The sequence below is a fragment of the Pseudomonas granadensis genome, from assembly GCF_900105485.1.
Lineage (GTDB): Bacteria > Pseudomonadota > Gammaproteobacteria > Pseudomonadales > Pseudomonadaceae > Aquipseudomonas > Aquipseudomonas granadensis.
The window spans coordinates 1,566,507-1,588,020 of record NZ_LT629778.1; the positions used below are offsets into that span (position 1 = coordinate 1,566,507).

The window sequence follows — 21,514 nt, forward strand, 5'->3', positions numbered from 1 at the left end:
ACCACCAGCAGCCCGTTTGCCCTGATGAATGCACTGCCCGACCGGTCTGCAAGAGCCGGACGGCAAGGCCGATACCGAGGAATTGCCCATGAGCAGCCTGTCCGTTTACCACGTTTCCAGCCCCGAGATTCCCAACAAGGTGCTGACCCATTTCGAAGACATCGCCTCGACGCTGGCCGAGCAGGGCGTTCGCTTCGACCGCTGGCAAGCCGCGGCGAAGATTCAGCCCGGCGCCACCCAGGAAGAAGTGATCAGCGCTTATAAAGAGCAGATCGATAAGTTGATGACCGAGCGCGGTTACGTCACCGTCGATGTGATCAGCCTGAACAGCGATCACCCGCAAAAAGCCGAATTGCGCGCCAGGTTCCTCGAAGAGCATCGGCACGGTGAAGACGAAGTCAGATTTTTCGTCGCCGGCCGTGGCTTGTTTACCCTGCACATCGACGATTACGTCTATGCGGTGCTTTGCGAGAAGAACGATCTGATCTCGGTTCCGGCAGGCACCAGGCACTGGTTCGACATGGGCGAACATCCGCATTTTGTCGCGATCCGTCTGTTCAACAACCCGGAAGGCTGGGTTGCCAATTTCACCGGCGAAGACATCGCCGGCCGCTTCCCGCGTCTGGAGGATTGAGCCCGTGTCGATCAAAGCCATCCTCACCGATATCGAAGGCACCACCAGCGCGGTCAGTTTCGTGTTCGACGTGCTCTTTCCGTACGCGGCCAAACATCTGCCGGACTTCGTGCGCCAGAACGCCGAGCGTGCCGATGTCGCCGAACAGCTCGATGCCGTGCGCCGTGACAGCAACGAGCCGAACGCGGACATTGAACGGGTTGTTGAAATCCTCCTTGGCTGGATCGCCGAAGATCGCAAAGCCACGCCGCTCAAGGCCCTGCAAGGCATGGTCTGGGCTGAGGGTTATCACGCCGGGCAATTGAAGGGGCATGTTTACCCGGATGCCGTTGAAGCCCTGCAACGTTGGCATCAGGCCGGTTATCAACTGTTTGTTTACTCGTCCGGCTCGATTCAGGCGCAAAAGCTGATTTTCGGCTGCTCGGAGGCGGGAGATCTGACGTCGCTGTTCAGCGGATACTTCGATACCACGTCGGGGGGCAAGCGCGAGGCGCAGTCTTACACCAATATCCAGCAAGCGCTGGGCGTGGCGGCGGAAGAGATTCTGTTTCTTTCGGACATTGTCGAAGAACTGGATGCTGCGCAATCAGCCGGCCTGAAGACATGCGGCCTGGCGCGTGAAGGCGGGGAGCTGGGAAGCCACATCACCGTCGACAGCTTCACTGGCATCGAACCCGAAGCTTTCTAAGTACACAATAAGCCCAATGTGGGAGCCAGCCAGCCAGCCTGCTGGCGATAGCGGCAGATCAGCGAATAGATGTCGCCTGACCCACGGCTCCCACAGGGTTTTGTGGCGAACAAAACCAGCAGGCTGGCTCCCACAGGGTTTTGTGGCGGACAAAAACAAACAGGCCGTGAAGCGCATGCTCCACGGCCTGTTTTTGTTTAAAGCGAGTTACAGCGAGTGATACGTCGGCAGGGCAAAACGCTGCTGGCTCTGCAGCATTGCAATTTGCGGCAGCTCACTGGCTTGTTCGGCCAGGTCACGACGGATTGCACTGATCGCCCACGACAGTTGGTCGCCAGCGTGCAGTTGCTGATACGAGAGTGCGCGTTTGAAGACTTTGCCGTCGCTGCTACGCAGAGTGAGCAGGATGCCACCGTCAGGACGTGGGGCAGTGCTGACTTCGTAGTTGGAGAACAGCGATGTAAATTTTTCTTGAATCAGGCTCATGTCATCAGCTCCGTATGTACTTGAATGGCAAGCATGCACAGGAGGTTGCAGCGTTTGTGCCAGCATTTACGATTTAAAAAATGCTTTAAAAACAATGTGTTATGAGATCGATGGATTTTGATCGTCGTGCAAACTGCATGAATGGCCATCGTGCATCCTGCATTTTGCGGGATTATTCCTGGCACCATGGAACCAAATGCCGGAGTGAAGATCGTCGCTGGGGCCGCGCGACCGGCGGATACAAAACATTGCAAAAACCGCGTGTACAGCCCGCAAAGCGCTGACGTATTTTCAAGCTCGACCCGCGCTCGAAGGCGCCGGTTGCTTCAAGCCAGGCCCGACAATAAAAACATCGGCCAGCCAAGGTCGAACGGGGAGCTTTCATGCGTCACACGCCAAGCGACACGATTACCTGGGGCATGATGCTCCGCAAGCTGCCGATGATTGCCAAAGCCATCCCGCGGGTGGTCAAGGGCATGAAAGCGGCCAACGTCACGGACCCGACGCAGAGCTGCGGTCTTGGCTGGACGTTCGAACAAGCGACGCTGCGCAACCCCGACGGCCCGGCATTGATGCAGGACGATGTGCGGCTGACTTACGCGCAGGTCAATCAATGGGCCAATCGCATCGCTCACTACCTGAGCGGGGAGGGCATCGGTAAGGGCGACGTAGTGGCGGTGTTTATCGAGAACCGCCCGGAATTGCTGGTCACCATTCTGGCGCTGGCCAAGGTCGGCGCGGTCAGTGCCTTGCTCAATACCGCACAGACCCGCGATACGCTGATTCACAGCGTCAATCTGGTCGCTCCGGTGGCGATCGTGGTCGGCGAAGAGTTGCTGCCTGCCTTTGCCGCCGTCCGCGAACAAGTGTCGATTGCCGCGCAACGCATCTGGTTCGTAGCCGATCAGGACACCTTCAGCCATCCGGGCATCGCGCCCGAAGGCTTCATCAACCTGATCAGCGCCAGCGCCGATGCCAGCAGCGACAACCCGCCGAGCAGCCAGCAGATCTTCTGCAACGATCCGTGTTTCTACATCTACACCTCTGGCACCACCGGCCTGCCCAAGGCCGGGGTGTTCAAGCATGGGCGCTGGATGCGCAGCTCCGCCAGTTTCGGCACGATCGCCCTCGACATGAGCTCTGACGACGTCGTCTATTGCACCTTGCCGCTATACCACGCTACCGGTTTGTGCGTGTGTTGGGGCTCGGCGGTCAACGGCGCCGCGGGTTTTGCGATCCGGCGCAAATTCAGCGCCAGTCAGTTCTGGAACGACGTACGCCGCTATCGCGCGACCACCATCGGCTACGTCGGCGAGTTGTGCCGCTATCTGGTCGATCAACCCCTGAGTGCCGACGACAGTCGTCACGATGTACGCAAGATGATCGGCAACGGTCTGCGCCCCGGCGCATGGGCCGAGTTCAAGAGCCGTTTTGCTGTGGAGCACATCTGCGAGCTGTACGCGGCGAGCGACGGCAATATCGGCTTCACCAACGTGCTCAACTTTGACAACACCATCGGTTTCTCGCTGATGGCCTGGGAGCTGGTGGCCTACGATCACGACAGTGGCGAGCCGCTGCGCAGCGCCGATGGTTTCATGCGCAAGGTCGGCAAGGGCGAGGAGGGGCTGTTGCTGGCGCGGATCGACGAAAAAGCGCCGCTGGACGGTTATACCGATCCGCAGAAGACTGCCCGGGTCGTGCTGCAAGACGTTTTTACCCAGGGTGACCGTTATTTCAACACCGGCGATCTACTGCGCAACATCGGCTTCGGTCATGCGCAATTTGTCGACCGCCTCGGTGACACTTATCGCTGGAAGGGCGAGAACGTCTCGACCACAGAAGTCGAAAATCTCCTGCTGCAACACTCGCACATCTCCGAGGCGGTGGCGTACGGCGTGGAAATCCCCAACACCAACGGCCGCGCCGGGATGGCGGCCATCACCCCGGCGGAATCCTTGGCGACGCTGGATTTCGCCGAGCTGCTGGCCTTCGCCCGCGAGCGCCTGCCGTCCTATGCGGTGCCGTTGTTCCTGCGGGTCAAGGTGAAAATGGAAACCACCGGCACCTTCAAATACCAGAAAACCCGTCTCAAGGATGAAGGCTTCGACCCCGGCCAGACGGGGGGCGACCCGATTTATGCGTGGCTGCCCGGCACGCAGACGTATAGCCGAGTCACCGAGCCGGTGCTGGCGGAAATTCTCGAGGGCAAGCATCGTTATTGATTTCGGCTATCGCTGCGCTGTGGAAAAAGAGGGTGACAGTTTTCCTCTGCCTCGGGAAACTGTCGGCTTTCCGATTGACCGAAGTGGAGTTGCCCCATGTCCGACCAAAGCCGCCAGATGACCCCGGAAGAAGCTGCCGAATTCACCGAGCAGGTCTTCAACAAGGCGCGTGACGGTGATGCCGAAATGCTTGATCGTTTGGTGACGGCCGGTTTGCCGGTGAACCTGAAAAACAGCAAGGGCGACACCTTGCTGATGCTCGCCAGCTACTACGGTCACGTCGACGCCGTGAACGTGTTGCTCAAGCACAAGGCCGATCCGGAAATGCGCAATGGCAACGGCCAGAGCCCGATTGCCGGCGCCGCATTCAAAGGTGATCTGGCGGTGGTCAAAGCGCTGGTCGAAGCAGGTGCCGAGATCGAAGGTTCGTCCTTTGATGGCCGTACCGCATTGATGATGGCGGCGATGTTCAATCGTGTTGCAATCGTCGATTACCTGATCAGCAAGGGCGCCGATCCCAAGGCCAGGGATGCCAATGGCGTTACCGCGCTCGACGCAGCGCGGACCATGGGTGCCGTCGATACCACCGCGCAACTCGAGAAGCTGTTGGGCTGAAATCCGCCCCGCCGGACTGTGGCGAAGCAGAGAATGCGCTATCCTTCGCGCCCTTGAAATCTCCCTTCGCCACAGGATCCGCCCTCATGAAAGCCGCACTCGTCGAACTCATCAGCAAAATCAGCTCCGGCTGCATGGGCGAGGACGAGATCCTGAAAGTGGCAGACGAAGCGGGGCAAGCCTACGCCGATGCCGACGCCTTTCTGACCGCCAACCCGGACATCAATTACGACGACACTTTCCCGATTCCGTTGGGAGAGTGGGTGGTGGTGGGCAGCCTGCCTGAAACCGTGCTGTTCCAGGCCGATACCTACGCTGAGCTGTTCGCACAAATCGTCGCCTCGTTCGGGCCCGGCGTGGACTTCAACCTCAAGCCGAAGCAACTGGCCAGGACCGAAGCCCTGACTGCGCTCAATCGCATTCAGGTGCAGATGAGCAGCCTGAACAAGGAGAACGGCGGCTACACGCTGATGAACTTCAGCCAGTTGCTCGACGACGAACTGCAAATGGTACTGGTCTACGGCAACGACGTGCCGCGCGTACTGGAGCTGTGCGCCGAACTCGGCATCAGCGCTGCACCGGCACTCGAGGCGTTGAAGATCGCCGTTCACGTCTGATTCGCAATAAAACGGAACCCTGCGCCGGGCCGTCTATCCTAGAAGTGCATGCCACTATTCTGGAGCGACATTATGGGTTCCACGTTCAACGGTCTGATCGGCCTGATCATCCTCGCCCTCGACATCTGGGCCATCATCAATGTGCTGAAAAGCGGCGCGTCCACCGGAATGAAAATTGTCTGGGTGCTACTGATCATCCTCCTGCCGGTGCTGGGCCTGATCATCTGGGCGATTGCCGGACCGCGGGGCAATGTGCGGGTCTGACCTGATATCAGGATCGCCGCAGTACCCCTGTAGGAGTGAGCCTGCTCGCGATAGCTATCTATCAGTCAATATCTCTGTGGCTGGCAAACCGCAATCGCGAGCAGGCTCACTCCTACAAAGGATTGTGCTGCGACGGTGAAGTGAGGTTCGACCTGTCATCTTCGGCAACGTAGAATGCGCGCCTTTCCCGGGCAATCGTTCCCCACGATTGGCGCCCGCGCATTTCATCGGAGCACTTGACCATGACCGTCACCAAAACCAGCGAGTACCTGGAAACCCTCTACGAAGGCTACGGCCAGCGTTTTCGCATGGAAAAACTGCTGCACGAAGTGCGCACCGAACACCAGCATCTGGTGATTTTCCAGAACCCGCGCATGGGCCGGGTGATGGCGCTGGACGGCGTGATCCAGACCACCGAAGCCGACGAATTCATCTACCACGAAATGCTCACCCATGTGCCGATCCTCGCCCACGGCAGCGCCAAGCGTGTGCTGATCATCGGTGGCGGTGACGGCGGCATGCTGCGCGAAGTGACCAAGCATGCAGGCGTGGAGCACATCACCATGGTCGAAATCGACGGCACCGTGGTCGACATGTGCAAAGAGTTTCTGCCGAACCATTCGGCCGGTGCCTATGACGATCCACGCCTGAACCTGGTCATCGATGATGGCATGCGCTTCGTTGCCACGACCACGGAAAAATTCGACGTGATCATCTCCGACTCCACCGACCCGATCGGCCCGGGCGAAGTGCTGTTTTCGGAGAACTTCTACCAGGCCTGCCACCGCTGCCTCAACGAGGGCGGCATTCTGGTCACGCAGAACGGCACACCGTTCATGCAGATCGACGAAGTGAAGACCACCGCCGGTCGCCTCAACAGCCTGTTCCCGGACTGGCATTTCTATCAGGCGGCGGTGCCGACCTACATCGGCGGCTCGATGACCTTCGCGTGGGGCTCGACCAACCCGGCCTACCGCAAACTCAGCCGTGAAACCCTGCAACAGCGTTTCATTGGCAGCGGCATCGTCACCCGTTACTACAACCCGGAAATTCACATCGGCGCATTCGCCTTGCCGCAATACGTGCTGCAGGCAATCAACAAGCCGGGCAATAACTGATTTTCAACACAGTACCGCTGTAGGAGTGAGCCTGCTCGCGATAGCTGTTTATCAGTCGATATCTGTGTGACTGGCAAACCGCAATCGCGAGCAGGCTCACTCCTGCAATTTGATCATCGCCCTGTGTAATCCTTTTGAACCAACTATCGCGGCAAAACGTCCAGATAGAGGTAAGCCCATCTACGGGTTGATCGAGGAGGCACTGATGCAAAAGTGGAAAGTCACTTTCGTGGATGATCATGGTGAAATCGTTGATGAAATCTTCGAACGTGAGGAATGCCCGACCGACGATGAAGCCGCCCGGCTGATCAAGCAAAGGCTCCTTCCGGTGGCTGCCCAACTGGATCTGAACGATCTGGAAGGACGCACCGCCGATGCTGGCGTTAAAAACCTCAAGACCCAGAACGGCATCGAGATCCGCAGCATCACGCCAATCTGAACACTTCCTGTCATCTTATGAACCAGGCCTTGGCAGCGCCGCTCTCTTGCGGCTACTCTGCAGGGGAGATCAGCGAATGGATCGCTAAGGTCTGGTCTTGTCAGCTACATGCTTGTTCCCGCGTACAACCGCAGCGTTGTCGACGTACTTAGGCCACAGGCCCGGGGCGGGAATACGGAAAGTCTATCCATCTATGCGAGGGGGACGATTCATGAGCACAGCCTATCAAGAAGACATCAGCAGCAATGTCCTGCGCCGCATGAAAGAAGGCGGTTTCGATTTTTCAAAATTTCATCCCATCGAGTTCTACGCCATTTTCCCGGACGAGGAACGGGCGCGCAGGGCGGCAGGCAACTATCGCGGTGAATCCATCAATGCCCAGGTCAGCGCGCGGGACGACGGCGCCTGGTCGCTGGAACTCAGCAAGGTCATGTACGCGACTTATGACGATATCGGTGATTTCGAGCAGGGCTTTTCCGCCGTGGTCGAACCGCTGGGTGGCATCATCGAGGGCTGGGGCGTCAAGCAGGAGGTGCGCAACCGCCACCGTTTGAACTGATCGCTTGCAAGACTTGTTGAGCAACGGCTGACCTTTGGGTCGGCCGTTGTCGTTTGTGCCCTGCGCAAACGCTGTGGCAAAACCCTGAAACAAGAATCGGAGGCAAAAAAAAGCCACCGGAGAGGGTGGCTAAAAGGGAAGAGCGATACGCGACTGAATCCCTTGAGGGCTACAGCGGGCGGGCTGCCGGAGCAGTCCAGGTCAGTTGAGCGGGCGCCTTCGCGAGGCTGTTGCCGGCGAAGTTTTGCAGCGAATGCGCGGATTATCCGTACGCCGCGCCGGGCAGTGAAATCAGTTCTGACTATGTTGGTGATAGGCGTTGCAATGCGTCGCAATGAAGCGGGGGCAATCTGGCTGGGGCATTTGCTGCACAGGAATGGTGCGGCGCCTGCAATATGAATATCCAACCGATTGAAATCAAAGCGTTTATGCCGATGGCACGGGCCTTGCGAAGGCCTGTATGTCCGGGTGACAAGGAGTACGGCATGATCCGCACCTATTTTGATGAGATGTACGATGCCGGCGGCCAGGTTCGCCCGCATTATCGCGAGTTCGCCCGATGGCTGGCCGATACGCCGGATGAACTGCTGGCGCAACGACGGCGAGAAGCCGATCTGCTGTTCCATCGCGCCGGGATTACCTTCACGCTCTATGGGGACGAGCAGGGCACCGAGCGCTTGATTCCTTTCGACACCATCCCGCGCAGCATTCCTGCCAGCGAATGGCGGATCGTCGAGCGTGGTTGCATTCAGCGGGTCAAGGCGCTGAACATGTTTCTCGCCGACCTGTACCACGAGCAGCGCATCATCAAGGCCGGGATCATTCCCGCCGAACAGGTGCTGGCCAACGAGCAATACCAGTTGGCGATGCAAGGCCTGGATCTGCACCGCGATATCTATTCGCATATTTCCGGCGTTGATCTGGTGCGTGACGGCGACGGCACCTACTACGTACTCGAAGACAATCTGCGTACGCCGAGCGGCGTGAGCTACATGCTCGAAGACCGCAAGATGATGATGCGCCTGTTTCCCGAGCTGTTTTCGGCCCAGCGCATCGCGCCGATCGATCATTACCCGAACCTGTTGCTCGACACCCTGAAAAGCTCAAGCCCGATCGACGATCCGAGCGTGGTGGTGCTGACGCCAGGGCGCTTCAACAGCGCGTTTTTCGAGCATGCGTTTCTGGCGCGGGAAATGGGCGTGGAACTGGTGGAGGGCGCGGATCTGTTCGTGCGTGACGACAAGGTGTTCATGCGTACCACCGATGGCCCGAAAGCGGTCGACGTGATCTATCGACGCCTTGATGACGCCTTTCTCGATCCGCTGGCGTTCAACCCGGACTCGATGCTTGGTGTGCCGGGGCTGCTGTCGTCCTACCGCTCCGGCAATGTCGTGCTCGCCAACGCGATCGGCACTGGCGTCGCAGATGACAAGTCGGTGTATCCGTTTGTCACCGACATGATCCGTTTCTACCTCGACGAAGAACCGATCCTGAAAAACGTGCCGACCTGGCAATGCCGCAACCCGTCTGAACTTTCTCATGTGCTGGCCAATCTTCCAGATCTGGTGGTCAAGGAAACCCAGGGCTCCGGCGGTTACGGAATGCTGGTAGGGCCGGCCGCGACGACGGCGGAAATCGATGCCTTTCGCGAGCGCATCAAAGCCAAGCCGCATGCGTACATCGCCCAGCCGACGCTGTCGTTATCGACCTGTCCGACCTTTGTCGAAAACGGCATCGCGCCGCGCCATATCGATTTGCGCCCGTTTGTCTTGTCCGGTCGCGAGACCCGGGTCGTGCCCGGCGGTTTGACCCGTGTCGCCCTGCGCGAGGGCTCCCTGGTGGTGAATTCCTCCCAGGGTGGCGGAACCAAGGACACCTGGGTGGTCGAGGATTGAAGGAAGCTTGCCATGTTAAGTAGAACTGCCTCGGATCTGTATTGGATGTCGCGTTATCTGGAGCGCGCGGAAAACCTCGCGCGCATGCTCGACATCAGTTATTCGCTGTCGCTGATGCCGCAGGACGGGCGTGGCGATGGTCTGCACGAGCTGGCGATGCCACTGCTGATCACCGGCACCCTCGATGATTACCTGGAGCGTCACGGCGCGCTGCATGCCGAACGCCTGCTGCACTTTTTCGCCCTCGATGCGGCCAACCCGGCCAGCATCTACAGTTGCCTCGGCGCCGCACGGGCCAGCGCTCATGCGGTGCGCGGACGGATCACGGCGGACATGTGGGAAAACATCAACGCGACCTGGCTGGAAATTCGCGGGATCGCCGAACAAGGCCTGAGCCGCTATGGCATGAGCCGATTCTGCGAATGGATCAAGGAGCGTTCGCACCTGTTTCGCGGCGCGTCCTACGGCACGATCATGCGCAACGACGCGTTTCGCTTCATTCGTCTGGGTACGTTCATCGAGCGCGCGGACAACACGCTGCGCTTGCTCGATGCGCGTTATGAAATGGCTGGCGATCAGGCCGAAGCCGTCAGCGACGGCACCGCGCACGCGTATTACCAGTGGAGTGCCTTGCTGCGTGCGCTGTCGTCCTTCGAGGCCTACACCGAAATCTATCGTGATGCGCCGGGCGCCCGACATGTCGCCGAATTGCTGCTGTTGCGCGCCGATGTGCCGCGATCGCTGCGAGCCTGCACCGAAGAGATCGACCAGATCCTCGCGCAGCTGCCCGGTGCCAACGGGCGACCGGCGCAACGTCTGGCTGCGGAGATGGATGCGCGCCTGCGTTACACCGGCATCAACGAAATCCTCGAGGAAGGCCTGCACGCCTGGCTGACCGAATTCATCCCGCTGGTGCGCCAGTTGGGCAACGCCATTCACAGTTCCTACCTGGAGGCTGCATGAGACTCTCCATTAGCCACGAGACCACCTATCACTACGAAGATCAGGTGCGCGCGAGCATCCAGTACCTGCGTCTGACGCCCCATGACAGCGAACGTCAGCATGTGCTGAGCTGGCAGCTCGATCTGCCGCGTCCGGTGCGTGCGCAACTCGATCCGTTCGGCAATATCCTCCACGTGCTGACCATGGATGAACCGCACGAAGCGATCATCATCGGGGCGCGCGGGCAGGTCGATATCGACGAACTGCGCGAGGCCGAGCACGAGAGCCAGTCGGCGCTGCCATTCCTGCGCTTCACCCGCCTGACCGAGGCGGACGAGGCGCTGCGCGCATTCGCGGAAAAATCCTGCAAGCAGCGCCGTGATCGCACCGCGCTGATCGATTTGATGCACGGCTTGAATCAGTACATGACCTATACGCCGGGTTCGACCGAAGTCGACACCAGCGCCGCCGAAGCGTTTGCCGGCCGCGCCGGCGTCTGTCAGGACCACACCCACGCGTTCCTTGCCTGTGCCCGTAGTTTGGGGGTTCCGTCACGCTATGTGTCGGGCTATCTGTACAGCGAGGATTGCGAGCATCTGGCCAGCCACGCCTGGGCGGAAGCCTGGCTGGATGACGCCTGGTACAGCTTCGACGTGACCAATCAACTGGCGCGGCCCGAGCGGCACCTGAAACTGGCGGTGGGTCTGGATTATCTGGATGCCTGCCCGGTACGCGGCATGCGCCGTGGCGGCGGGTGTGAGCAGATGCATGCGAAGGTGCTGGTGTCGCCGACGCCGGTCATTTCCGTGCAGCAACAATAAGGCTTACAGATAACCCCTGTAGGAGTGAGCCTGCTCGCGATAGCGATATGTCAGACACATCAATTGCTGACTGACACACCGCTATCGCGAGCAGGCTCACTCCTACAGGGAATGGCGTCAGGGCTTAACCTTTCGTCCGGCCATGTGCTTGAGATACCCCACCAGCATCTCCAGCTCCCCATCCGGCAACACCGCCGCGGAAAACCCCGGCATCTTCGCCTGCGGCCACTGGCGCAAGCTCTGCGGATCGCGGATGTAACGCGTGAGGAAGTCCGCGCCGAAGTATTCGGTCGGGTTGTACGGAATATTCAGATCCGGCCCGAATTGCGCATCCCCCGCGCCGTTCAAGCGGTGACAGGCCAGACAGTTTTTCTGAAACAGCGCGAAACCCTGATTCACCGGGTCATCCGCCTTCAGTGCCGGGTCAGGCAGCAGGGCAGGGAAGCGCTCGGCCACGGGAGCCATGCGCTTGATGCTCGCCACTTCGAATGGCCATTGTTCGGGGCTGATATGGCCTTTCTGCGGATCGCTCCAGACCAGATAGAACGGCCCGGCACTGTGTTTGCCTTCTCCTAGCGGTGGCCATGGCTGTGCCGGGTCTTCGATGGCCAGCCACGCTCGCGCGCCGTCACGGTTGAGCAGCGGTGCTGCGGCCAACTCAGCGGCAAAGCCGTCCAGCGCCACCGCTTGCATATGATCTTGCGGCTGGACGCCGGTCAGCAACGCGGCGATCGGCACGACGCGATAGGTCATGTCTCTTTTGTAAGACACATCGTTTTTGATCGTCAGGGTTTGCGCTTGAGGATGCTTGAGCAATTCCTCGGTCTGCCAGGTGCGCGCGGTTGCGCCCAACTGCAGATCAAGCTGAGCGGCTGACAAGGGCATGCTGAGCAGCAGCGCCCCGAACACAATGAACGCTTTCAAATGATCGCCATCCCTGTCGTGGAAGGCGCAAAGATTGGCACAGCCACGCGGGCCCGGATAGCGGGCCAGTCATCTATTCGCTGGCGATTGATCGCACCCGCCGCTTGATTCAGCCGATAACCTTGGTCAGATTCGGCAAAATCAACAACAGCGTCGTGGCAAAAAGAATGAGCCCTGCTTGACGTACTTTCGGTTGTTTGAACATGGCTTGACCGCCTTTATTGTTATTTCCTGATGCCTGCCTGCATATCCATGACGGCACGCGCTGCACTTCCTGTTGGAGAACGCCGGCCTCGGCAAAACCCGACGACCATGACGTATATCTTCTACATTAGGGCCCACGCGGACCGTGCCTTAGATCCATTTCATATGTCTTTGCTGCGATCTGCGATTAAAAAGCTATGAGGCGTATTGCCAGCTTCTTGTTTGGCCGCTGGCTAGACAACTCGGCGACCTGAACCGGTTCACCTGATGACCAATGACCGTCCGTCTGAGCATGTGCGTCAAGCACTTCGAGCGCTGGGGTCATTGAATCCTTGGGCGTTGCGGTCGAGAGTGAGGCAACAACTATTCACTCACTGCCCAGGTTCGAGGACGCCATGACCGATGCTTTGATATTCGATGCCTTACGCACGCCCCGCGGCAGGGGCAAGGCCGACGGCGCCTTGCACAGCGTCAAACCGGTGAATCTGGTCGCCGGACTATTGACCGCGTTGCAGCAACGCACCGCGCTGGACACCAGCCAGGTCGATGATGTGGTGCTTGGCTGCGTCACGCCGGTCGGTGATCAAGGCGCGGACATTGGCAAAACCGCCGTGCAGGTCGCTGATTGGGACGTCAGCGTGGCGGGGCTGCAAATCAACCGTTTCTGCGCTTCGGGTCTGGAAGCGGTCAATCTTGGCGCGATGAAAGTGCGTTCGGGTTTCGAAGAGTTGGTGGTGGTCGGCGGCGTCGAGTCCATGTCGCGGGTGCCGATGGGCAGTGATGGCGGCGCCTGGGCGCTGGACCCGCAAACCAACCTGCACAGCCATTTCACCCCGCAAGGCGTCGGCGCGGATTTGATCGCGACAATTGAGGGCTTCAGCCGTCACGACGTCGATGCCTATGCGCTGCACTCTCAACAGAAAGCCGCGCGGGCACGGGCCGATGGCTCGTTCAACAAATCACTGGTGCCGGTGCAGGACCAGAACGGCATCGTTCTGCTTGACCACGATGAGTTCATTCGCGCCGAATCGACGCTGGAAGGTCTCGGCAAGCTCAAGCCGAGTTTCGAAATGATCGGCCAAATGGGTTTCGACGCCACCGCGCTGCGGGTCTACAGCCATGTCGAGCGGATAAATCATGTGCACACGCCGGGCAACAGTTCCGGGATCGTCGACGGTGCCGCGCTGATGCTGATCGGCTCCCAAGCCAAGGGCAAAGCACTGGGCCTGCAGCCTCGCGCGCGAATCGTCGCCACGGCAGTGACCAGTACCGATCCGACCATCATGCTCACCGGCCCGGCGCCGGCCACCCGCAAGGCATTGGCCAAGGCCGGGCTGCGCGTGGAAGACATTGACCTGTTCGAGGTCAACGAGGCGTTTGCCTCGGTGGTGCTCAAATTCATCAAGGACATGGCCGTCGATCCGGACAAGGTCAACGTCAACGGCGGCTCGATTGCCATGGGCCATCCGCTCGGTGCCACCGGCTGCGCGATCCTCGGCACCTTGCTCGATGAGCTGGAGGCGCGGCGCTTGCGCTATGGCCTGGCGACGCTGTGTGTCGGCGGCGGCATGGGCATTGCCACCATCATCGAACGCCTCTGAGCCCCCCGCATTCAAGGAACCGTGTCATGAACCAAGCCATTCGTTACGAAGCAGGCCCGGACGGCATCGTCGTGCTGACCATTGACCTGCCGGGCCAGAGCGCCAACACCATGAACGCTGTGTATCGCGAGGCCATGGCCGCTTGCGTCACCCGGCTGGTCGCGGAAAAAGACCAGATTACCGGGGTGATCATTACCTCGGCGAAGAAAACCTTCTTCGCCGGCGGCGACCTCAACGAGCTGATCAAGGTCGGCAAGCCCGAAGCCAAAGCCTTTTACGACATGGTACTGACCCTGAAAGGACAGTTGCGCACCCTGGAAACCCTCGGCAAACCCGTGGTCGCAGCGATCAACGGTGCGGCGCTGGGTGGCGGTTGGGAAATCTGTCTGGCCTGCCACTACCGGGTCGCGCTCGATGATGCGTCGGTGCAGCTCGGTCTGCCGGAAGTGACCCTTGGCCTGCTGCCGGGTGGCGGCGGCGTGGTGCGCATGGTGCGCATGCTCGGCATCGAAAAAGCCCTGCCGTATCTGCTCGAAGGCAAGAAAGTCCGTGCGCAACAAGCCTTGCAGGTCGGGTTGATCGATGAATTGGCGGCGGATCCAGACGAGCTGCTGGCCAAGGCTCGTGCCTGGATCGTCGCCAATCCGACGGCGGTGCAGCGCTGGGATGTGAAGGGTTACCAGATTCCCGGCGGTACGCCGTCGAACCCGAAGGTCGCACAGATGCTGGCGATTGCGCCGTCGATCCTGCGCACGAAAACCCAGGGTACGTTGCCTGCGCCGGAGAAAATTCTCTGCGCGGCGGTAGAGGGCGCTCAGGTCGATTTCGATACCGCGCATTTGATCGAAACCCGTTATTTCACCGAACTGACGACCGGGCAGATCTCGAAAAACCTGATCGGCACGTTCTGGTTTCAGCTCAACGAAATCAATGCTGGCGGTTCGCGGCCGCAAGGTATTGCGCCTTACAAGACGCAGAAAGTCGGTGTGCTCGGCGCGGGGATGATGGGCGCCGGCATCGCTTTCGTCAGTGCGTCGGCGGGCATCGACGTAGTGCTCAAGGACATCAATCTCGCCGCCGCCGAGAAGGGCAAGGCGCATTCGGCGGCGTTGCTCGACAAGAAAGTCGTCCGTGGCCAGATGGACGCGGCAAAGCGCGAGGCAGTACTGGCGCGGATTCAGACCACTGACAATGATGCCGATCTGGCCGGTTGCGACCTGATCATTGAAGCGGTGTTTGAGAATCGCGAACTCAAGGCGCAGGTTTCTTCAGCGGCGCAGCGGGTCGTAGGGCAAGATGCGGTGATCGCTTCCAATACCTCAACCCTGCCCATTACCGGGCTGGCCGCTGCTGTGCCTGATCCGGGCAAATTCATCGGTCTGCATTTCTTCAGCCCGGTGGAAAAAATGCCGCTGGTGGAAATCATCAAAGGCGCACACACCAGCGCTGAAACCCTGGCCCGTGGTTTCGATTTCGTCCTGCAGATCAAGAAGACCCCGATCGTGGTCAATGACAGTCGCGGCTTCTTCACCTCGCGGGTATTCGGCACCTTTACCAACGAAGGCATCGCCATGCTCGGCGAGGGCGTGAGCGCGCCGATGATCGAGACCGAAGCGCGCAAGGCGGGGATGCCGGTCGGGCCTCTGGCGATCTCTGACGAAGTTTCCCTCAGCCTGATGAGCCATATCCGCCAGCAGACTGCCAAGGACCTACAGGCTGAAGGGAAACCGCTGACCGAGCATCCGGCCTTCGCCGTGATCGACTTGCTGCTCAACGAATACAAGCGAGCAGGCAAAGCGGCCGGCGGCGGTTTCTATGAATACCCGGCCGGTGCGCAGAAGCATTTCTGGCCAGAACTGAAGGCGCGTTTCGAGAAGGCCGACGGGCAGATTCCAGCCAAGGATGTGCGTGATCGGCTGCTGTTCGTGCAAGCGCTGGAAACCGTGCGCTGTGTGGAGGAGGGGGTGTTGACCTCGACAGCTGACGCCAACGTCGGCTCGATTTTCGGCATCGGTTTCGCCGCGTGGACCGGCGGCGCGCTGCAGTTCATCAACCAATACGGCGTGAAGGATTTCGTCGCCCGTGCGCAATACCTGGCCGAGCAGTACGGCGAGCGCTTTGCGCCGCCGGCACTGTTGCTGGACAAAGCGGCGAAAGGCGAAATGTTCTAAGACGCGGGAGTACTTCGGGGCTTGCCTTGGCCGGGTGTTTCAGGGCAGGCTCTGGGGTGTGCAATATTCCCATCACGTGTCAGGTATTTTTTATGTCGCTACGCATCTGCATTCTGGAAACCGACATCCTGCGTCCGGAACTGGTCGACCAATATCAGGGTTACGGGCAGATGTTTCAGCGCCTGTTCTCGCAGCAACCGATTGCCGCCGAGTTCACCGTCTACAACGTGATGCAGGGCGAATACCCGAGCGATGAGCTGAGCTTCGATGCGTATCTGGTCACCGGCAGCAAGGCCGATTCGTTCGGCACCGATCCCTGGATCCAGACCCTCAAGCAATACCTGCTCAACCGTTACGAGCGTGGCGACAAGCTGCTGGGCGTGTGCTTCGGCCATCAACTGCTGGCACTGTTGCTGGGCGGCAAAAGCGAGCGCGCCACCCAAGGCTGGGGCGTCGGCACGCATCAATACAAACTGGCGGCCAAGGCACCGTGGATGAGCCCGGTGCGCGAAGAACTGACGCTGCTGATCAGCCACCAGGATCAGGTCACCGCGCTACCGGAAAACGCCACGGTGATCGCGTCCAGCGAGTTCTGCCCGTTCGCCGCGTATCACATCAACGATCAGGTGCTGTGCTTCCAGGGGCACCCGGAATTCATCCACGATTATTCACGAGCGTTGCTCGATTTGCGTCAGGAAGCGCTGGGTTCGCAGGTCTACAGCAAAGGTGTGGCCAGCCTGGAGCAAGAGCACCACGGCGCGACGGTCGCGGAATGGATGATGCGTTTCGTCGCGCACAAGCCGGAAACCGTCTGACATCAAGCAACATCGCCAGCAGGCTGGCTCCCGCACGGGGGTCTGCGTTACCACGCAAACCCCATGTGGGAGCTAGCCCTGCTAGCGATTCGCCCGGCCAACCCGGTCAGTCTTACAACCACCCAGACCGCTTGAAACTCGTCCACAACCCCACACACCCCACCGTAATAAACCCCAACACCGCAAAATAGCCGTAGTGCCAGGTCAACTCCGGCATGTTCTCGAAGTTCATCCCGTAAATCCCCGCCACCGCCGTCGGGAACGCCAGAATCGCTGCCCATGCGGCAAACTTGCGCTGCACCACGCTCTGCCGTGACGCCTCGAGCAACACGCCAATCTCGATGGTCTGGCTGGCGATGTCGGCCAGCGTGCTGAGATCCTCCATTTGCCGCGTGACATGGATCTGCACGTCACGAAAGTACGGGCGCATGTTCTTGTCGATAAACGGGAAGCTGAGCTTTTGCAGCTCCTCGCCAATTTCCACCATCGGCGCTGCATATCGGCGCAGGCGCACGACATCACGGCGCAAGCCATGCAGCTTTTGAATGTCACGCTCGTTCAACGCGCTACACAACACGTTGCGCTCCAGTTCATCGATTTCGGCGTGAATCGCTTCGCCCACGGGCTGGTAATTCTCGATGACAAAATCGAGCAAGGCATACAGGACGAAATCTTCGCCGTGCTCCAGCAGCAGCGGCCGCGCCTCACAGCGCTGACGAACATGCGCATAGGAGGCCGAATGGCCGTTGCGCGCGGTGATGATGTAGCCCTTGCCGGCGAAGATATGCGTCTCGATGAACTGCAGAACGCCATGTTCACGCACCGGTGAGTAGGTGACGATAAACAAAGCATCGCCAAAGGTTTCCAGTTTCGGCCGGCTGTGTTTTTCCAGGGCGTCTTCGATAGCCAGTTCGTGCAGGTTGAACTGACGTTGCAGATTGAACAGTTCCTGAGCGTCCGGTTCTTCGAGACCGATCCAGACAAAGTGGCCGGGTTTTGCCGCCCAGGCCGCGCCTTCGTCGATGGAAATATCGCTAACTTTCTTGCCTTCGCTGTACACCGCAGCAGCAACAACTCGACCCATGGTGGTGATTCACTTCTTCTTGGCAGGTGGCAGGGATTCACGGCATCAGCTTAGCCGTGTCGCTGCTTGAGAGTCAGTGAAATCTGCACAGTTCAGCCGGCAAAAGAAAACCCGCACAGGGCGGGTTTCGTTTCATGCGGCTTGCAGTTGCCGATCCATCGATTCGATGCACTCGCGCATTTGTTCGCGGCACTGATCGATCAGCCTGGGCATGTCGTCCATGGTCAGGCCGGCAGTAGGAATGGCCGGCAACGAGCGTATGAGAATGTCCCCGCTACGCCAGCGATCGAGGCGCATCTGTTTAACGTAACTGCTGACGCAAACCGGAACGATTGGCACGCCGGCGGCGATGGCCATCTGGAACGCGCCTTTCTTGAATGGCAGCAGTTCCTCACCCAGATTACGCGTGCCTTCCGGGAACACCCAGATCGAAGTGTCTTCGTTCTGCAAGGTATGGGTAGTGGTGAGCATCGACTGGCGCGCCTTGTGCGCGTTGCCACGGTCGATCAGCACATTGCCGGCCAGCCAGAACAACTGTCCGAACAACGGCACCCACTTCAGGCTCTTCTTGCCGATGCACACGGTACGCCGCGGTACCACATTGCCGAACACGAACAGATCATAGTTGGACTGATGGTTGGCGATGATCACGCAGCTGTCGGGCTTGTTCATCAGGCCGCTGACCTCTGAATTCACCCGCAGGCGCAAAATGCGCATTGCCGGCAGCGCGTAGAGGCGGGCACAGAGGCGACTGTTGTCGGGATTGAACGGACGGCAGAGCCCGAGAATCACACCGAGCACACCAGCCAGAACAAAGTGCAGGCCCATCAACAACATACGAAACACGAACAGCATTTTCAGGCCCATCGGGACAAAAGGTGGCGCAGTGTACGGATGTGCACTGTTTTCGGCAATTGCCGCCATAGAGGGCGCAGATAGGCGATGTTTAAGCGCATGTTTCAGTGGTGGCTGTCAGGCGCGTCCTAGAGCCACTCGGAAATATTCAACAACGGGCGTAAGAAAAAGCCCGACACGACGGTCGGGCTTTTGTTGTGCTCTGCATTCGCCGAGGGTCAGCCCAGATGCTGCTGATCCATCGCGATGGCGTTATCGAGGGTTTCCAGCAGCGCCTTGCGTACTTTCAGCTTGGTGTTCTTGTGCGCCGTCATGTTGATCTTCTTCAACTGACGCGCGGCGGCGAGGGCCGCCCCTTGCAACTCTTCGGCAGAGACCACCTTGTCGAGGAAACCGGCGTCTACCGCGCTTTGCGGATCGAACATCTCGCCGTTGATCACCGAACGGTGAAATGCCGAGCGGCGCAGGCGATCACGCGCCAGCTCGATACCCGCGTGGTGCATGGTCATGCCGATCTGCACTTCGTTCAGACCAATGCTGAACGGACCGTCGACGCCAATCCGGTAATCGGCCGACAGCAGAATGAACGCGCCTTTCGCCACCGCATGCCCTGGGCAAGCGACAATGACCGGGAACGGGTGAGCGAGCAGGCGACGCGCCAATGTCGAACCGGCCGTCACCAGCGACACCGCTTCCTTCGGCCCGGCGGTCATGACTTTCAGATCATAACCACCCGACAAAATACCCGGCTGCCCGGTGATGATCACCACGGCCCGATCAGCCACCGCCTGATCCAGCGCCGCGTTGAACGCCGCAATCACATCCGGCGAGATGGCGTTGACCTTGCCGTTGTTCAGGGTCAGGGTCGCGATACCGTCTTCGAGGTGGTAGGCAATCAGCTCACTCATGACGCTATTCCTTATTAGAAAGATGGGCAGACGTTACCCACCGCCGCAGGCCAGGTAAAGCGCCGTGACTGACCCGCCAGTCATCGTTTCCCGGCTCTTCCTGCGTAACGAGGCGTTTGCCTCTATAGGGAAGCGCCGAACCCACCGGAGATTGGCGGGTTTGTCATCGCCTGCCGATGCGGGAAATCGTTTCTCGCTTAACCGCATGAAAATTCTGAAAAAAAATTTGCCATCGCAAAAGCTTTCGACTACATTAGCGCGCCTCGACAGACAGAACATGTTTGGAGAGATACGGTGAAGTGTCCGAGTGGCTTAAGGAGCACGCCTGGAAAGTGTGTATACAGGAAACTGTATCGAGAGTTCGAATCTCTCCTTCACCGCCACATTCAGTAAACACAAACCCCTGACTTTCCTGGAGAAAGTCGGGGGTTTGTGGTTTTTGGCGTCTGGAAAATGGCGATGTAGGAACTGTATGGAAACAGAGTTCGAATTTCGCTTTCACCGCCAAATTTGAATGACGAAGCTCCTGAGAACCGCGCAATTCCAGGGCCTTCGTGCATATGGCAGGTAAAAAGGCCTATGTAAGCCCGGCTCAGTTTGGTTTTTTTCGCCTGGGATGGACGCGCCAAGCGCACAACGCTCTAGAACTCATTCCACCTTTCTCGTCAAGAATACCCAACCTGATACCGCGGTTTTCAAATCCGTGCCCTTCGGCGAGATCACATGCCTACTGAAAACATACAAGTCGTGCTTCCCCACGTAATTCCCAGAATTTGCCTACAACCGTGCCTTGAGTCACTCGTTATTCTGGGTGCCGTTCCAGACCTGTATGACTTGATCAGAAAATACGCTTTCCGCAGGAAAGCAGCGACGTCGTCTGTGGATGGCTTGCTTCCCGTAACGGCAGCTTGAACGAGTTACCCAATCATCGCGGTATCATGATTTAATACCATGAACAACAGACAGCTCGGCACGCTCAAAACTATTTTTTCGAGGCCAGTCCCGAATAACTTGGAGTGGGTTCGAATCGAATCCCTTTTCGGCGCAGTGGGTGCCCAGACCATCGAGGGCAACGGGTCAAGGGTGCGTTTTGAATTGAACGGTGTGGTCGCCACTTTTCACCGACCTCATCCAGACAAAGAAGCAAAGCCCTATCAGGTGCGTGATGCACGGGCTTTCCTTGAGCAAGCAGGAGTCATTCCGTGAACGTAATGAACTACAACGGCTACGCCGCCCGAATCGAATACAGTGACGAAGACGGCCTCTTTGTCGGCCATATCGCCGGTATCAAAGACGTCGTTGGATTCCATGGTGAGTCGGTCGCAGAACTACGACACGCGTTTCAGGAGGCCGTCACTGATTACGTCGAAACCTGCGCCAAGCTCGGTCGTGCGCCGCAAAAGCCCTATTCGGGAAATCTAAGCCTGCGTCTGGCTCCAGCCCTGCACGCGTCCGTTGCCGTAAAAGCACAGCTGGCGCACAAGAGCATCAATCAATGGGTGGCAGACGTTCTTGATCGTGAAGCGCACGCCTGATGGCAAAATCCGTTCTTCCCCAAAAGTTATACAAAACCCTGTCACCCGTCGAAATCTCCTACACACCTCATTGACCGACTGAAGTCTCACGCGTTTACTGTATACGCATACAGTAAA

Annotated in this window: 22 protein-coding genes and 1 tRNA gene; 18 read left to right on the forward strand and 5 right to left on the reverse strand. The window is 59.0% G+C overall.

Features of this window, described 5'->3' with window-relative positions; genetic code table 11:
* Nucleotides 1-88 precede the first annotated feature (88 nt).
* Nucleotides 89-634, forward strand: a complete 546-nt coding sequence (locus BLU52_RS07010; protein WP_090288455.1) for a 1,2-dihydroxy-3-keto-5-methylthiopentene dioxygenase — start codon at nucleotides 89-91, stop codon at nucleotides 632-634.
* Nucleotides 635-638: 4 nt separating this feature from the next.
* Complete coding sequence (mtnC, locus tag BLU52_RS07015) at nucleotides 639-1,322, forward strand: acireductone synthase (RefSeq protein WP_090282508.1); 684 nt, start codon at nucleotides 639-641, stop codon at nucleotides 1,320-1,322.
* Between the two features lie 207 nt (nucleotides 1,323-1,529).
* Here mtnC and BLU52_RS07020 read toward each other — a convergent pair whose 3' ends face one another.
* A complete protein-coding gene (locus BLU52_RS07020; protein ID WP_016773780.1) occupies nucleotides 1,530-1,808 on the reverse strand; it encodes a DUF3509 domain-containing protein in 279 nt (92 codons plus the stop codon).
* A gap of 383 nt (nucleotides 1,809-2,191) precedes the next feature.
* Between BLU52_RS07020 and BLU52_RS07025 the strand changes: the two genes are divergently transcribed.
* The 10 genes from BLU52_RS07025 (at nucleotide 2,192) to BLU52_RS07070 (ending at nucleotide 11,300) form a co-directional block, all read left to right on the forward strand.
* On the forward strand, nucleotides 2,192-4,030 hold the full coding sequence (locus BLU52_RS07025) for a long-chain-acyl-CoA synthetase (RefSeq protein WP_090282509.1): 1,839 nt from the start codon (nucleotides 2,192-2,194) through the stop codon (nucleotides 4,028-4,030).
* Nucleotides 4,031-4,126: 96 nt separating this feature from the next.
* The gene (locus BLU52_RS07030) at nucleotides 4,127-4,645 is read left to right on the forward strand and encodes an ankyrin repeat domain-containing protein (protein WP_090282510.1); all 519 of its coding nucleotides are present in this window, start codon (nucleotides 4,127-4,129) and stop codon (nucleotides 4,643-4,645) included.
* Between the two features lie 86 nt (nucleotides 4,646-4,731).
* Nucleotides 4,732-5,262 (forward strand): hypothetical protein, encoded by a 531-nt coding sequence (locus BLU52_RS07035; protein ID WP_090282511.1) that lies wholly within the window; start codon nucleotides 4,732-4,734, stop codon nucleotides 5,260-5,262.
* A gap of 72 nt (nucleotides 5,263-5,334) precedes the next feature.
* Nucleotides 5,335-5,526 (forward strand): PLDc N-terminal domain-containing protein, encoded by a 192-nt coding sequence (locus BLU52_RS07040; protein WP_090282512.1) that lies wholly within the window; start codon nucleotides 5,335-5,337, stop codon nucleotides 5,524-5,526.
* Nucleotides 5,527-5,768: 242 nt separating this feature from the next.
* On the forward strand, nucleotides 5,769-6,644 hold the full coding sequence (gene speE / locus BLU52_RS07045; protein WP_090282513.1) for a polyamine aminopropyltransferase: 876 nt from the start codon (nucleotides 5,769-5,771) through the stop codon (nucleotides 6,642-6,644).
* A gap of 205 nt (nucleotides 6,645-6,849) precedes the next feature.
* Nucleotides 6,850-7,083 carry a hypothetical protein gene (locus BLU52_RS07050; RefSeq protein ID WP_090282514.1) on the forward strand — a complete coding sequence of 78 codons (234 nt, stop codon included), beginning with the start codon at nucleotides 6,850-6,852 and terminating at the stop codon, nucleotides 7,081-7,083.
* A 211-nt stretch (nucleotides 7,084-7,294) separates the two neighbouring features.
* A complete protein-coding gene (locus BLU52_RS07055; protein ID WP_090282515.1) occupies nucleotides 7,295-7,642 on the forward strand; it encodes a ribonuclease E inhibitor RraB in 348 nt (115 codons plus the stop codon).
* Between the two features lie 485 nt (nucleotides 7,643-8,127).
* Complete coding sequence (locus BLU52_RS07060) at nucleotides 8,128-9,537, forward strand: circularly permuted type 2 ATP-grasp protein (RefSeq protein WP_090282516.1); 1,410 nt, start codon at nucleotides 8,128-8,130, stop codon at nucleotides 9,535-9,537.
* Nucleotides 9,538-9,549: 12 nt separating this feature from the next.
* On the forward strand, nucleotides 9,550-10,500 hold the full coding sequence (locus BLU52_RS07065) for an alpha-E domain-containing protein (RefSeq protein ID WP_007914063.1): 951 nt from the start codon (nucleotides 9,550-9,552) through the stop codon (nucleotides 10,498-10,500).
* A complete protein-coding gene (locus BLU52_RS07070) occupies nucleotides 10,497-11,300 on the forward strand; it encodes a transglutaminase family protein (RefSeq protein WP_090282517.1) in 804 nt (267 codons plus the stop codon). The genes BLU52_RS07065 and BLU52_RS07070 overlap by 4 nt, the downstream gene beginning before the upstream one ends.
* A 117-nt stretch (nucleotides 11,301-11,417) precedes the next feature.
* Here BLU52_RS07070 and BLU52_RS07075 read toward each other — a convergent pair whose 3' ends face one another.
* Nucleotides 11,418-12,185 carry a c-type cytochrome gene (locus BLU52_RS07075; RefSeq protein ID WP_090288457.1) on the reverse strand — a complete coding sequence of 256 codons (768 nt, stop codon included), beginning with the start codon at nucleotides 12,183-12,185 and terminating at the stop codon, nucleotides 11,418-11,420.
* 638 nt (nucleotides 12,186-12,823) lie between these two features.
* On the opposite strand from BLU52_RS07075, the gene BLU52_RS07080 reads away from it, so the two are divergent.
* The 3 genes from BLU52_RS07080 (at nucleotide 12,824) to BLU52_RS07090 (ending at nucleotide 17,015) form a co-directional block, all read left to right on the forward strand.
* Nucleotides 12,824-14,029, forward strand: a complete 1,206-nt coding sequence (locus BLU52_RS07080) for an acetyl-CoA C-acetyltransferase (protein WP_090282518.1) — start codon at nucleotides 12,824-12,826, stop codon at nucleotides 14,027-14,029.
* A 26-nt stretch (nucleotides 14,030-14,055) separates the two neighbouring features.
* Complete coding sequence (locus BLU52_RS07085) at nucleotides 14,056-16,200, forward strand: 3-hydroxyacyl-CoA dehydrogenase NAD-binding domain-containing protein (protein ID WP_090282519.1); 2,145 nt, start codon at nucleotides 14,056-14,058, stop codon at nucleotides 16,198-16,200.
* Nucleotides 16,201-16,292: 92 nt separating this feature from the next.
* Nucleotides 16,293-17,015: an amidotransferase gene (locus BLU52_RS07090; protein ID WP_090282520.1), complete on the forward strand. Its 723-nt coding sequence runs from the start codon at nucleotides 16,293-16,295 to the stop codon at nucleotides 17,013-17,015.
* A gap of 112 nt (nucleotides 17,016-17,127) precedes the next feature.
* Here BLU52_RS07090 and BLU52_RS07095 read toward each other — a convergent pair whose 3' ends face one another.
* From BLU52_RS07095 to BLU52_RS07105, 3 genes are all read right to left on the reverse strand, one after another.
* Nucleotides 17,128-18,099: a magnesium and cobalt transport protein CorA gene (locus BLU52_RS07095; protein WP_090282521.1), complete on the reverse strand. Its 972-nt coding sequence runs from the start codon at nucleotides 18,097-18,099 to the stop codon at nucleotides 17,128-17,130.
* A 132-nt stretch (nucleotides 18,100-18,231) separates the two neighbouring features.
* Nucleotides 18,232-18,954 (reverse strand): lysophospholipid acyltransferase family protein, encoded by a 723-nt coding sequence (locus BLU52_RS07100; RefSeq protein WP_090288459.1) that lies wholly within the window; start codon nucleotides 18,952-18,954, stop codon nucleotides 18,232-18,234.
* 218 nt (nucleotides 18,955-19,172) lie between these two features.
* Nucleotides 19,173-19,862 carry a crotonase/enoyl-CoA hydratase family protein gene (locus tag BLU52_RS07105; protein ID WP_090282522.1) on the reverse strand — a complete coding sequence of 230 codons (690 nt, stop codon included), beginning with the start codon at nucleotides 19,860-19,862 and terminating at the stop codon, nucleotides 19,173-19,175.
* A 293-nt stretch (nucleotides 19,863-20,155) separates the two neighbouring features.
* Between BLU52_RS07105 and BLU52_RS07110 the strand changes: the two genes are divergently transcribed.
* The 3 genes from BLU52_RS07110 to BLU52_RS07120 all read left to right on the forward strand — a co-directional run bounded on the left by BLU52_RS07110 (nucleotide 20,156) and on the right by BLU52_RS07120 (nucleotide 21,397).
* Nucleotides 20,156-20,245, forward strand: a tRNA-Ser gene (locus BLU52_RS07110).
* Between the two features lie 568 nt (nucleotides 20,246-20,813).
* The gene (locus tag BLU52_RS07115; protein WP_090282523.1) at nucleotides 20,814-21,068 is read left to right on the forward strand and encodes a type II toxin-antitoxin system HicA family toxin; all 255 of its coding nucleotides are present in this window, start codon (nucleotides 20,814-20,816) and stop codon (nucleotides 21,066-21,068) included.
* Nucleotides 21,065-21,397, forward strand: coding sequence for a type II toxin-antitoxin system HicB family antitoxin (locus BLU52_RS07120; RefSeq protein WP_090282524.1), 333 nt, complete (start codon nucleotides 21,065-21,067; stop codon nucleotides 21,395-21,397). Before BLU52_RS07115 ends, BLU52_RS07120 begins: the two co-directional genes overlap by 4 nt.
* Nucleotides 21,398-21,514: the final 117 nt, after the last annotated feature.

Excerpts from the sequence above, each read along its gene's own strand:
- BLU52_RS07025 (WP_090282509.1), top strand. The coding sequence starts at position 2,192 with ATGCGTCACACGCCAAGCGACACGATTACCTGGGGCATGATGCTCCGC.
- BLU52_RS07030 (WP_090282510.1), top strand. The coding sequence starts at position 4,127 with ATGTCCGACCAAAGCCGCCAGATGACCCCGGAAGAAGCTGCCGAATTC.
- speE (WP_090282513.1), top strand. The coding sequence starts at position 5,769 with ATGACCGTCACCAAAACCAGCGAGTACCTGGAAACCCTCTACGAAGGC.
- BLU52_RS07010 (WP_090288455.1), top strand. The coding sequence starts at position 89 with ATGAGCAGCCTGTCCGTTTACCACGTTTCCAGCCCCGAGATTCCCAAC.
- BLU52_RS07040 (WP_090282512.1), top strand. The coding sequence starts at position 5,335 with ATGGGTTCCACGTTCAACGGTCTGATCGGCCTGATCATCCTCGCCCTC.
- BLU52_RS07035 (WP_090282511.1), top strand. The coding sequence starts at position 4,732 with ATGAAAGCCGCACTCGTCGAACTCATCAGCAAAATCAGCTCCGGCTGC.
- BLU52_RS07115 (WP_090282523.1), top strand. The coding sequence starts at position 20,814 with ATGAACAACAGACAGCTCGGCACGCTCAAAACTATTTTTTCGAGGCCA.
- BLU52_RS07105 (WP_090282522.1), bottom strand. The coding sequence starts at position 19,862 with ATGAGTGAGCTGATTGCCTACCACCTCGAAGACGGTATCGCGACCCTG.
- BLU52_RS07065 (WP_007914063.1), top strand. The coding sequence starts at position 9,550 with ATGTTAAGTAGAACTGCCTCGGATCTGTATTGGATGTCGCGTTATCTG.
- BLU52_RS07020 (WP_016773780.1), bottom strand. The coding sequence starts at position 1,808 with ATGAGCCTGATTCAAGAAAAATTTACATCGCTGTTCTCCAACTACGAA.
- BLU52_RS07085 (WP_090282519.1), top strand. The coding sequence starts at position 14,056 with ATGAACCAAGCCATTCGTTACGAAGCAGGCCCGGACGGCATCGTCGTG.
- BLU52_RS07060 (WP_090282516.1), top strand. The coding sequence starts at position 8,128 with ATGATCCGCACCTATTTTGATGAGATGTACGATGCCGGCGGCCAGGTT.
- BLU52_RS07095 (WP_090282521.1), bottom strand. The coding sequence starts at position 18,099 with ATGGGTCGAGTTGTTGCTGCTGCGGTGTACAGCGAAGGCAAGAAAGTT.
- BLU52_RS07090 (WP_090282520.1), top strand. The coding sequence starts at position 16,293 with ATGTCGCTACGCATCTGCATTCTGGAAACCGACATCCTGCGTCCGGAA.
- BLU52_RS07100 (WP_090288459.1), bottom strand. The coding sequence starts at position 18,954 with ATGCTGTTCGTGTTTCGTATGTTGTTGATGGGCCTGCACTTTGTTCTG.
- BLU52_RS07055 (WP_090282515.1), top strand. The coding sequence starts at position 7,295 with ATGAGCACAGCCTATCAAGAAGACATCAGCAGCAATGTCCTGCGCCGC.
- BLU52_RS07080 (WP_090282518.1), top strand. The coding sequence starts at position 12,824 with ATGACCGATGCTTTGATATTCGATGCCTTACGCACGCCCCGCGGCAGG.
- BLU52_RS07050 (WP_090282514.1), top strand. The coding sequence starts at position 6,850 with ATGCAAAAGTGGAAAGTCACTTTCGTGGATGATCATGGTGAAATCGTT.
- BLU52_RS07075 (WP_090288457.1), bottom strand. The coding sequence starts at position 12,185 with ATGCCCTTGTCAGCCGCTCAGCTTGATCTGCAGTTGGGCGCAACCGCG.
- BLU52_RS07070 (WP_090282517.1), top strand. The coding sequence starts at position 10,497 with ATGAGACTCTCCATTAGCCACGAGACCACCTATCACTACGAAGATCAG.